General features: G+C 44.9%; 10 protein-coding genes. 3 read left to right on the forward strand and 7 right to left on the reverse strand.

Translation table 11 applies throughout. The features are described from left to right. Positions 1-523: 523 nt before the first annotated feature. From NG821_RS05695 to NG821_RS05705, 3 genes are all read left to right on the forward strand, one after another. A complete protein-coding gene (locus NG821_RS05695; protein WP_252760696.1) occupies positions 524-1,483 on the forward strand; it encodes a transporter in 960 nt (319 codons plus the stop codon). Between the two features lie 220 nt (positions 1,484-1,703). Further along, positions 1,704-2,786 carry an AAA family ATPase gene (locus NG821_RS05700; protein ID WP_252760697.1) on the forward strand — a complete coding sequence of 361 codons (1,083 nt, stop codon included), beginning with the start codon at positions 1,704-1,706 and terminating at the stop codon, positions 2,784-2,786. Positions 2,787-2,890: 104 nt separating this feature from the next. Beyond that, positions 2,891-3,340: a Fur family transcriptional regulator gene (locus tag NG821_RS05705; RefSeq protein ID WP_252760698.1), complete on the forward strand. Its 450-nt coding sequence runs from the start codon at positions 2,891-2,893 to the stop codon at positions 3,338-3,340. A 172-nt stretch (positions 3,341-3,512) separates the two neighbouring features. On the opposite strand, the gene NG821_RS05710 is transcribed toward NG821_RS05705, so the two are convergent. The 7 genes from NG821_RS05710 to hisIE all read right to left on the reverse strand — a co-directional run bounded on the left by NG821_RS05710 (position 3,513) and on the right by hisIE (position 12,071). Continuing rightward, positions 3,513-5,501, reverse strand: a complete 1,989-nt coding sequence (locus NG821_RS05710) for a fructose-1,6-bisphosphatase (RefSeq protein WP_252760699.1) — start codon at positions 5,499-5,501, stop codon at positions 3,513-3,515. A gap of 64 nt (positions 5,502-5,565) precedes the next feature. Then, complete coding sequence (locus tag NG821_RS05715) at positions 5,566-6,444, reverse strand: glycosyltransferase (protein ID WP_252760700.1); 879 nt, start codon at positions 6,442-6,444, stop codon at positions 5,566-5,568. A 268-nt stretch (positions 6,445-6,712) separates the two neighbouring features. Beyond that, positions 6,713-8,002, reverse strand: a complete 1,290-nt coding sequence (locus NG821_RS05720; protein WP_252760701.1) for a glycosyltransferase family protein — start codon at positions 8,000-8,002, stop codon at positions 6,713-6,715. Between the two features lie 43 nt (positions 8,003-8,045). After that, positions 8,046-9,203 carry a diaminopimelate decarboxylase gene (lysA, locus tag NG821_RS05725; RefSeq protein ID WP_252760702.1) on the reverse strand — a complete coding sequence of 386 codons (1,158 nt, stop codon included), beginning with the start codon at positions 9,201-9,203 and terminating at the stop codon, positions 8,046-8,048. Further along, positions 9,204-10,526 carry an aspartate kinase gene (locus tag NG821_RS05730; RefSeq protein ID WP_252760703.1) on the reverse strand — a complete coding sequence of 441 codons (1,323 nt, stop codon included), beginning with the start codon at positions 10,524-10,526 and terminating at the stop codon, positions 9,204-9,206. A 125-nt stretch (positions 10,527-10,651) separates the two neighbouring features. Continuing rightward, on the reverse strand, positions 10,652-11,362 hold the full coding sequence (locus tag NG821_RS05735; protein WP_252760704.1) for a cell division ATP-binding protein FtsE: 711 nt from the start codon (positions 11,360-11,362) through the stop codon (positions 10,652-10,654). A gap of 52 nt (positions 11,363-11,414) precedes the next feature. Further along, positions 11,415-12,071, reverse strand: coding sequence for a bifunctional phosphoribosyl-AMP cyclohydrolase/phosphoribosyl-ATP diphosphatase HisIE (gene hisIE / locus NG821_RS05740; RefSeq protein WP_252760705.1), 657 nt, complete (start codon positions 12,069-12,071; stop codon positions 11,415-11,417).

Here is a 12,071-nt window from a genome sequence, read left to right on the forward strand (position 1 = left end):
TAATTTCCATTAGGGATACTAATGACGTTATCACTGTCAAACAACCGCCTGAAATGCAATACTGTAAGTTTGCGTCTTGAAGCCGGAGAACCCTGAATGATCCGTTTTAACTGTCTAGAATAGTAGTCCGCACAACAGTATTTACAGTATGACTACTGCATAGAATTATGTCGTAGGATATAAAGGCAATTGGGATTTTGTTCTTTATGTTTTCTAGAACTAAAAAATCATAAAATCAGTTTGCAAAAGTAAAGGTTATTAAGAGTTATTGCAATACCTAAGAGTAGGTAAAGTTTTTTACCATTTTCGAAAAATACCTAATAGAGTACTCATTGTTGTTCTGTCTTTCTTCAAAAAACAACCTTTTGACAGAATAAAGGAATTGATTGGAAGAATAAATGGATGTGATAAATGATGTTATAGATTGATGAATTCTTCTAAATGTACTTAAAAATAAATAATTGATTATGGTTAGTTTTCATTTAAATTGTCTAATTTTGCAGGCAGTATAATAAACTTTTGGATGCGTTTAATTGCTTTTATTAAAAACTGGACACTGCTTTGTGCCTTAATTTTCGGAACAATCATTTATCTGTTATTCTCGGAAATTCCATTCCTGCAATCTACCGGAGATTATATGGGACCAAAATTGGTTGATCTCATGCCGTATATCATATCAATCATGTTGTATATCACTTTTTGTAAAATCCAACTAGGTGATATGAAACCCCGTAAATGGCATTTCCTCTTGCAGGGGACGAGGATTGTTCTCGCCGGACTGACAGTCATAGCAATACAATTCATACATAACCCGGAAACAAAAATTCTTGTAGAAGGAGTCTTTATCTGTTTCGTCTGTCCTACTGCAGCAGCAGCCCCGGTGATTACGGAAAAACTGGGGGGAGATATAGCATCACTGACCATCTACCTCCTGATAGATAATGGTGTGACGGCACTGATTATCCCTCTGTTCTTCCCATTAGTTGAAAGAGGAGAAGAAATTTCATTTCTCGCAGCGTTCTTCATGGTTTTCAAAGGGGTAATGATGGTGCTGATCGTTCCATTGGTGCTGGCATTGCTTACCCGAAAGTTTATGCCCAAGTTTTCAAATTGGCTCAACCATCTTAAAAACATTGCATTTTATTTGTGGACCCTCAATCTGGCGATTATCATGGGATTGACTGCCAAGAATATCATCCATGCTCCTGTTTCCGCTTTTGCATTGACGATACTCATCATTATTCCTCTTGTCCTGTCTTTCCTGCAGTTTACGATAGGCAAGGCTGTCGGCAGACATTACCACGACAGTATAGAGTCCGGTCAGGCTTTGGGACAGAAGAATACCGTTCTGGGAATCTGGTTGACGATCAGGTTCCTGAATCCGTATACGGCTCTGGCACCTTGTGCTTATGTGATCTGGCAGAACATCATCAATGCCGTCCAATTGTGGTTCAAAGAGAAATACGGTTATCTGAAATGGTAGATTCCTGATATTAGGATGGGTATATGCCATTCTGAGACAAAAAACATCCAAATAATTTGGCAGAATTATCAGGTTTTCATATATTTGTAACGCGAAAAGAATTTCCTTAATCAGAGTAATGTTAAGAGTCAACGCCTGCCGAACGGGGCAAGACTTGTTGAATAAAACAATTAGTTAAAGAGTGGGGCGCGAGGATTTCGCGCCTTTTGCTTGTCAATTCATGGAAGAAATAAAGAAAATAGTCCTTACAGGTGGTCCTTGTGCCGGTAAGACGACAGCATTGGTAAAGATCATGGAGCATTTTTCAAGTCTAGGCTTCAAAGTGTTCACAATCCCTGAAGTCCCTACCTTGTTCTCGCAAGGAGGCGTGGATTATCTGACGGATAATAAAACTTTCTTTTATGAAGAGGAGCAGGCTACTCTCGAGACTCAGATAGGCTTGGAGGATAAATTCTTGAAGATGGCAAAGGCTTATGGCAAACCTTCTGTCATTGTCTGCGACCGGGGCACACTGGATATTTCCACTTATCTTACTCCGGAAATGTGGAAGAAAATAACACGTGCATGCGGGACTGATACTGAAAGCCTCCGCAACCGCTATGATGCCGTGCTGCACTTGGTCTCTGCTGCCAATGGGGCAGAGAAATACTATACCACGGCCAATAACAAACAGAGAAAAGAAGGACTGCAACTGGCACGGCTACTGGACAAGAAAATCATCAACGCCTGGATGGGACACCCGCATCTGAGAGTCATCAACAATCATGATAACTTTGAGAACAAACTCCGGCGTGTGATCAAGGAGATCTCTGACGTCCTCGCTCTGCCGCAGCCTATCGAAAAGGAACGGAGATATGTCGTGGAAGTCACAGCCCCGATTCCGGAATGTATTGAAAGCGAGATTATCCAGACTTATCTGACTGCTGAGCCGGGGTGTGAAATGCGCTTGCGCAGGCGGGTATGGAAAGGGAAGAAGGTCAATATCCTGACAACGAAGAAAAAGGTTGCTGATGACGAGAGAATAGAGACCGAGCGCACTTTGACCAATAATCTTTATGCTTCTCTGCTCAGGCAGGCTGACCCTTACAGACAGACCATCAAGAAAATACGGAAGACTTTTATCTGGAAAGGGCAGTTTTTTGAACTCGATCATTTCTTGGAACCGATCAATCATCTCATTACTTTGGAAGTGAAGGGCGTTGCAGAAAAGGAAGATGTTCACTTTCCTCCTGCTGTCAAAGTGATCAAAGACATTACCGGGGATATGGCTTACGATAATTATAATATCGCTTTGCAGAAATAGGGTAGCAGGAGATCTGCTCTGCAGTTTGCCGGTTGTGTACAATTCCGGGAAGCGCTGCAGTGAGCCTTGTAAAAAAGGCGATATTTTATGGAGAGGATTTATAAATGGAAGAAAAAGTCTGTATTAAACTTTTACAAAGACATGGCATAAGGCCGACTGCCAACCGCATTATCATCGCAGAAGCATTGGCTGCCAAGGATAATCATCCTTTGTCCCTCAGGGAATTGGAGGAAGCTATCCGGACGATTGATAAATCCAATATTTCCCGTGCCTTGACTCTTTTCAAAGAAGAACACCTGGTCCATACCATTGAAGATGGAGCGGGGAGCATCAGATATGAACTTTGCATGAGCCATTGCAGCACTGAAACTGAAGATGATGACATGCACGTCCATTTCTATTGTGAGGAATGTCATCAGACAACATGCTTATATGACATTCCTTTGCCTACTGTCTGTCTGTCAGACAAATATGAAGTTCATTCTGCCAACTACCTGATTACCGGCATCTGTCCTGAATGTCTGAGAAAGAAATTCCGGCACTATCAGGTCTGAAAACCGACGGACTCCCGTAAGACAAAAGGCTTATGAGAGATTCGGGAAAGCACAAAACTAAGGGCAGATAATCCTCAGCGTACGTTTGACTGAGGGTTGAGGAACATTCTGCACTTTAACTGATAAGGCTTTTCGTGAAGAGAACGTTCTTCACGAAGAGAGCGAAAAACATTTATTTCTTCTTTTCAGATTCCTTGATGATGCCGTGGCGATAAGCATAGAGCAGTTCTTCGAGGTCTTCAATCTGATGGCGCAATTCTATTCCTTTATCCGTATCAGCCACGAGAAGGCGGTGATTGCTCAACTCTACGAGTTGTGTGGTAGACTTAATATCCGTACCTCTTCTGATGGCATCTTCCTGACTTGTAAAAGGTTCATGCTGTACGAGTTGTAAACTTCGGCTGTGGAAGACCAGAGTGTAACCGGCTATACCGGTTTCGCTGTGATAAGCCTTGGAGAATCCCCCGTCAATCACCAACAGTTTGCCGTTGGCCTTAATCGGATTTTCTCCTTGGGCTGCTTTCACTGGTACATGTCCATTGATAATATGCCTGTTGGGACCTTTTGCCCCGAAGGCATCCAATATATGATCGACTACTTTCTCATCATCCCGGAGTTTGAAATAATTCCCTTTTTCTTCATGCCAGGTCGCCTTGTCACTGATGAAATAACGTTCAAACGTTGCCATCTTGCTCTTGTCAAAGAGGGGAGAGTTAGGTCCCAACCAGAGATAGAGGAAGAAATCAATGTCATACTGACGCTCTTCCGGGTCTGTATCAGTTTGAAAGGCATTGCGAACCATGATTTCGATATGCCGCATCAGTTCCGCACCATTGTAGTGCCGTCCGGGATAGATCTCCACCTCTTTTAATGTGCCGTCTTCATTGAGCGGGCACGAAGCATGGAACAACAGATTGTTGTTGAACACGGCATAGATGCTGCCATGAGCGAGCATCAACTGGATATGTCCCTGCAATTTCTCGCTGACGGCAAAGGAGTGGTGGAGTTTGCAGACCAGGAATTTCTCCTCTTTGGTCAGTTCATAAGGATTCTTCTGATCGATGGTCGGGAAATGACAAGAGGTCAGCGGATAAGTCTGTCCGTCCAAACTGATGGTACCTTTCTGATAATTGATCTTATCCAATAGACAGCGCCCGGTCATCTTCCATTCAGGATGGATCTTATAGAGTTGGCTTTCGACCTTAAACTGTATGACAGCTATGGCCTTGTGCATTTGTGCCGTCAACCTTTGCGTCCGTTCGTCCAAATGAGCGATGTCCCCACCCAGTTTGGGCAGGAATTCTTCACAGGGATCATCCTTGTACGTCGCCATGGCAAAGGTAGCCAGAGGCATCAGGTTGATACCGTATCCCTCTTCCAGAGTAGTCAGGTTAGCATAGCGCAAGGAGATGCGGATCACCTCGCACATGCAGGCATCATTCCCGGCAGCAGCACCTATCCAGAGCATGTCGTGATTGCCCCATTGGATGTCCCAGGAATGGTAATTCCTCAGGGTATCCATGATGATATGCGCACCCGGTCCACGGTCGTAGATATCTCCCAAAATGTGAAGTTGGTCGATGGCAAGTCTCTGGATGACTTTGGCGATGGCGATGATAAAGGCATCGGCACGGCCGGTGGAGATGATGGTGTCGACGATCACGTTGACATAAGCCGTCTTGTTCGAATCTTCAGTATGCTCGTGAAGGAGTTCCTCGATGATATAGGAGAAATCTTGAGGGAGCGATTTCCTGACTTTCGAACGGGTATATTTGCTGGATACATCCCGGCAGACAGCCACAAGGCGATGCAGGGTGATGTGATACCAGTCATTGATATCTTTTTCTTTCTGCTTGACAAGTTCGAGTTTTTCCTCAGGATAATAGATCAGTGTACAGAGCTCCCGTTTGTCCTGTTCGCGGAGAGAGTTTCCGAAAAGTTCATTCACTTTTCTTCGGATATTTCCGGAAGCGTTCTTCAGCACGTGCTGGAAAGCCTCATACTCACCGTGAATATCAGCCAGGAAATGCTCTGTCCCTTTCGGGAGATGCAGGATAGCGGCCAAGTTGATGATCTCAGTACTTGCAGATGCTATATTTGGAAAACTTTTTGATAGAAGGTTCAGATACCTCATGTCTTTGTCAATAGGATAATGTTTCATTTTTTTGTGACTTTTTGTTTTCATGGAGCTTAAGATTTGATCTCGGTTATGTGTTTGACGAATACTACAATGCCGTGGCCTGGGGATCGATGCCCGGAGATTGGACGTCTTCCACTGGTTTGTGGACAGGTGCGTGACTTTCTGCCGGTTGCTGTTGCGGTCTGCAATAGCCCAAGATTCTCTTGACTTTCCTGTCTTTCAAACTTTCGACCGGCATGAAACCTTCTGTCAGACCGGTACGGGTGGTCATGACTTGGAAAATGCGACGGGAGAACTTCAGAATCTTCTGTTCCTTTAGTTCTTCAGCCAAGATATCATCATTATAATCCGTATCATGGAGAAGGGTCTGCAGGGCATCCAGATAAGTTTGGGGGATGTTCCGATGCGGCATCCTGGAATGGATCTGCAATAGTTGTCTGAGGATGATGTGCTCAGGTGTATCCTCTCCGCTCCTTTTCCGGATAAGTTCAGCTTTGATCTCTTCATGGCGTGTCAGGACCTTTTCATAGACCTCATCCATCTTCGATCTCATGTCAGACTCAGAGAAGAACTGGGTCAGGATGGGATTCGGAATGCGATACAACTGGTAGTTCCATTTGAGTTTTCTGAGAAACTGCATCTCCAGAGGTGTCGTCACGATGACGGCATCCGCTTTCCGGACCATTGCTTTCTGATAACAGGACCGTTGGAAACGTCTCTTGAGATGAGGGTGGTAGAGATTCCATGAAGACAAGCCTCCCAGCGGAGATATGACGTAAGGTATCCCCATTTTCCTGGCTTTCCGGGCTAATCTCGATGCTTTGTGATCCCATACACCCAGAATATGAACAAGGTCTGCTTCGGACAACTGGTCTGTACGATGGCATCCTCTGACAAGCGCCATATAGTCCCGCCAGATGTCAATCTTCGATACAAATCTATTATCATACAGATAAATCTTCATATTCACTCAAATATAAAACCAAATATACAATCTTTTATCGAAACAAACAAGAATTATAATGTAATTTGTACATTTTCTTGGAAATAGATCATGTGCGGTTTCTTCTGCCCTTGCCGTTTCATTACTCTCAAGTGGAATGACTGCTCATCCTGACTTTGCTTGCAGGCATCCCTGAAAATGGTTATTCAAGAATACCTGTTTTCTGCATCAGTTGCAAGGTGCGTATTTCTGTTCTCTCTCTTGATACGCTCCGTTAACCTTCCGGCAGTTACAGTTTATGACTGGTGAAATGGGACTTGTCAGTCGTTAAATAATGGAGTCTATAGAATAAGGAGCGCCAGACAAGACTCAGCTCATAGAAGGGAAGGCAAAATACCGGTACGGTGTCATCATAGGGATGGAGAGCCATTCGACCTGTCGTCCACCTGACAATCAGGCAGATCAACAGGGCTACACCGCCTGTTCCCAAGAGAACCCAATGGTAAGTCAGGCCGCTCCATATCATGACCAGGATATCAGCGATCAAACTGATATGCAACAAGAGTTGGTTCCAATAAGATTTTATCCTCGGTATCCACGAATGTTTGAGTTTTTTCCGTGTTGCATAGTAAGACAGATGCATATCCTGCCAACTTCTCTCAGTTGGAGCGTCTTCAGTCAGCCAACTCTCCCTCTCCAAAGCAATCTCAGTCCGCTCTACCAAGGCATATTTGTTGACCATGAAATCATATTCTCCATGGATCAATTCGAGATTGTCCCGGAAACCTTCGCCCTTGAAGAATTCGCTTTTACGAAAACAGATATAAGGCATATTCGTGCGATAAGGATTCCCGTGTCTGGCCTGATAGATCAGAGGCAAGGCTGTATAAAGGTGTTCGAACCGCTGATAGGAAGAAGCATTGTGGTCATAGACGGTAATGCCCATGACGAAATCGCTCCACTGCGTCCTGTATTTTGATACAGCCTTCAGCCATGAACTCGATTCAGGACGACACGTGGGGGAGGTGAGCAGTATCCATTCGTATTTGGCAGCCTTGACTCCCAGAGTGATCTGGAGTTTCTTCCGACTCATATACCTGCTACTGTCTGGGATCATCGTATAGTAAAGGCGATTCCCAAACTGTTGCTTCAACTTTTTCAGAACATCTTCCGTATCACTTTCATGGGCTTCAGCCACGACAATGATCTGGAAATCGGCATCATAATCCTGATAGAGGAAAAGGGGGAGGTTCCGCTCCAACTCATCTTTCTCGTCATGAGGCGTGATAATGATGCTGACCGGTTGGTCTTCACTCTTTTCAGAGGAAGGCGATGTCACTTGTTGTATGGGTTCAGGAGAAATTCCGGATTGGGAATTCTCGGGAGAAACTGTTATCCTGTCCTTCTGATCATCTTTGCCTGTCTGACCGGTCTCAGAATGACCGGCAGAACCGGTCCTCCTCACAAGTCTTCCCGGAATTTTCACCCTAAACAGATAGGGATTCATCAGGGAAGAGGCAAGAGTCAATACCAGAATGATGATTCCGGCTATTATCGTAATTTGGTCTATCTCTAACATCGGTGCAAAGATAGCAATATTTTTGTTTGTAAAGAAGAATATTTTAGAAATCTTCCTTCAAATAACCTTTGGGGAGAGGGCGGCAGTTGTATTGGCTCGCCATGACCTCACCATAAGCTCCTGCGCTTCTGATTGCGATCAGATCGCCTCTGCTGCATTTATTCAGTTGGAAGTCTTTGGCAAAGACGTCGCTGGATTCGCAGATCGGTCCTACCACATCATACTTTTCCTCAGGCAGATCACTGCTGAGATTCTCTATTTTATGATAGGCGTCGTAGAGGGCAGGACGGATGAGATCAGTCATCCCGGCATCGATGATGGCAAATTGCTTGGCAACACCTTGCTTGACATATAGGACCTTGGCTATCAGCGAACCCATTTGCGCAACGACAGACCGGCCTAATTCGAAATGGAGTTTCTGTCCCGGACGGAGTTCGAGATACTGTGCATACGTATTGAAATAGTTCTTGAAGTCAGGTATAGGAGTTTGATTGGGATGACAGTAGTCTACTCCGAGACCTCCGCCGACATTGATGTTCTGAACTTGGATGTGATGCGCTTCAAGTTGGCGTTGCAGGTCGTTGATCCGTTCGCACAAAGCTTTGAAATTGCTCATGTCGAGGATTTGGGAACCGATATGGAAATGCAGGCCGACAAAATGCACGTTCTTTAATTTGGAAGCTTCGATAATAGCGGGTTCCATGTCACGCATGGCAATTCCAAATTTGTTCTCGGCCAAACCAGTCGTGATATTGGCATGTGTATGGGCATCGATGTCCGGATTGATCCGGAATGCCACTTTGGCAGTCTTACCCTTTTGTGCAGCCAGCGCATTGATGACTTCCAGTTCGGGAACACTCTCCACATTGAAGCAGAAGATGTTGTGGTCCAAAGCGTAATTGATCTCCCGGTCACTTTTCCCGACCCCTGCGAATACGATCTTGGAAGGGGAGAAACCGGTTTCAATGCATCTCTTGATTTCACCGCCGCTCACGCAATCAGCCCCTAATCCTGCCTCGCAGATGATCTTCAGAATCCGTGGGTTGGCATTGGCTTTGACCGCATAATGCTCTGCAAATCCCGGGTGCTTGGCCTCTTCTTCCTGAATGGCTTTCAAAGTGGCTTTTAGGAGATTGGTATCATAATAATAAAAAGGTGTATCTACCTTTTCAAATTGTCTTATTGGAAATGTTCCTTTCATTTATTTTTTATTAAACAAGGTATCACTTAAATTCTGCAGTGCCTTTTTCTTGTCACTTTCTCTGATGAGGAAAGAGATATTGTAATTGCTGCCACCATAGGAAATCATCCTTACGGGAATATCCTTCATGGCATCTGTGGCGAGTGTCTCAAATCCCAGATTTTTCCATTCCAGATCACCTACCACACAGATGATGCACATGTCATGATCAACGGTTACCGTTCCGTATTTCTTCAGTTCCGCTACGATCCCCTCGAGATGTGAAGGATTGTCAATGCTCATGGATACCCCGACTTCTGAGGTCGTGATCATATCGATGGGCGTCTGAAAACTCTCGAATATCTCGAATACCTTTCGCATGAAACCGGTCGCCAGTAACATCCTGCTCGATTTGATCTTGATGGCTGTGATATTGTCTTTGGCTGCGACGGCTTTGATCTTTCCCTTCACCAAGTCATTGTTGATGATCGTACCGGGAGCTTTGGCATCCATCGTATTCTTCAGTCTGACAGGTATCCCTGCATACTTAGCAGGCTGTACGCAGGTAGGATGCAGGATCTTCGCGCCAAAGTAGGCGAGTTCGGCAGCCTCCTCAAAATTGAGTTGGCTGACGGCATCTGTCTTTTCGACGATCCTGGGATCATTGTTATGCATACCGTCGATATCGGTCCATATCTGGATTTCATCAGCTGGCAGAGCAGCACCGATCAAAGATGCGGTATAGTCACTGCCGCCCCTCTGCAGATTGTCCACTTCTCCATAAGCATTCCTGCAAATGAATCCTTGGGTGATGTAAATCTGATAACCGGCGTTCTTGTTCATGATGGCGTGCAATTTCTCCCGGATATACTGGGGGTCAGGTTCAGCATTCTTGTCAGTACGCATGAAGTCGAGCGCATTCAGCAAGATGGCTTTGATCCCTCTTTCCTTCAGATAATTGACCATCATATTCGTGCTCAGGATCTCACCTTGGGCCACGATATTCTTCTCTTCAAAACTCGTAAACAGGTCCTTGGAGAATGATCGCAGGTAGTCGAATTTCCCTTGAAGAAATTCTTTAGTTTCCTGTCGCATCTCCTTGGTAGAATAGAGTTTGTCTATATCATTAAAATATTTCTTCTCAAGTGTTTTGATGACATCATGTGAGCCCTCAGGATTTTTCTTGTAGAGATAATCGCTGATTTCTATGAGCGAGTTGGTGGTGCCACTCATTGCGGAAAGTACTACAAAAGTAGGTTCACCTGATTCTGTGATTAAAGAGGCAACAGACTTCATCCGGTCAGGTGTGCCGACAGAAGTGCCTCCGAATTTCATTACCTTCATCTTGTTCTATTTTTGGTATATGATTCAGTTTCATACGATCCGTAAAATGCGCAGATAAATCCCTCTGCCCTCCATACCTTTCAGAGTGGGGACAGTATTGCGACGGTGGGCGTCATCTTCAAGATTCACACCTCGCTTTCGATGACATCAATAGGATTGAATTGATTGGTGACATCATTGAATGCGCTCTCTTCGCACCTGTAGACAATACCTGGATACTTGTCCAGCATCGGGATATTATGGGTACTCATCACGACAGCCGTCCCTGTAGTAGTGACGTTCTTAAGCAGTTTGACAATATTGGAGGCTGTCTCAGGGTCCAGGTTACCAGTGGGTTCGTCTGCGATGATGATTTTCGGTTGGTTGAGCACAGCACGAGCTATGGCAATCCGCTGCTGTTCGCCGCCGGAAAGTTCGTGAGGCATGCGGTCTATTTTGTCTATCATGCCTACTTCTGTCAGGACATCTTCTATGCGCTCGTTGATTTCCTTCTTGTTCTTCCAGCCGGTTGCCTTGAGGACAAACTGGAAATTCTTCTTGATGGAACGATCCTGAAGCAATTGGAAATCCTGGAAGATGATCCCCATCTCTTTCCTTAGAGCCGGAATCTCCTTTCTCTTGAGCATCTTGATGTCACGGCCGAGGACTTCAGCTTTCTCAGCTTCCTCAGGCCGGAGGTCAAGTTCGCAGTATATCGTCTTCAAAAGAGAACTCTTGCCCGATCCCACCTTACCTATAATATAGATAAATTCTCCTTCGTCCACATGGAAGTTGACGTTGGAAAGGATCAGATTATCTTCTTGATATACATTTACATTCTGATAGTCTATTAACATGGCTATACGTTTTTAATCGCATCCCCCGAGGAGATACGCTATGAATATGTGATTATTTTCTATGATAGACACCCTTAGCCTTGGCCAATCTACGGTCTTTGTCCCACGACGGGTCATGGCGTTTCAGGAGTTCGGCTGCGATGTCCTCGATGCGGACACCCTTGTCTGTCAGGAGGACGATCAGATGATAGACGGCATCTGCAGCTTCATAGACCAAAGGAGCGCTATCCTCATTGGAGACCGCTTCTATAACTGTTTCCAACGACTCTTCACCGAATTTCTGGGCGATGCGCTTGGTCCCTTTCTTAAAGAGGGCAGTGGTATAACTCCCCTCCGGCATTTGCTGGTGACGGGTTTCTATAAAGTCCTGTAATTCTGAGAGAAACTCAATCGGATTATAGGAATTGTCCTCGGCCCAACACGTATCCGTGCCTTTATGGCAGACTGGTCCATTGGGATGTACTCTGATGAGGAGAGTGTCCTGGTCACAATCTTCCTTGATACTGACCAAATCGAGAAAATGACCAGATGTTTCTCCCTTAGTCCAAAGGCATTTGCGGGTTCTGCTCCAAAAAGTCACCTTTTTTGTTTGAAGGGTCTTTTCGTAAGCTTCTTTGTTCATGAATCCCAGCATCAGGACATTTTTTGTCCTGGCATCCTGAATGATTGCTGGGACCAGTCCGTTCATCTTTTCAAAATCTAATTCCAT

This window comes from Segatella cerevisiae, from assembly GCF_024054555.1.
Taxonomy (GTDB): Bacteria; Bacteroidota; Bacteroidia; order Bacteroidales; family Bacteroidaceae; genus Prevotella; species Prevotella cerevisiae.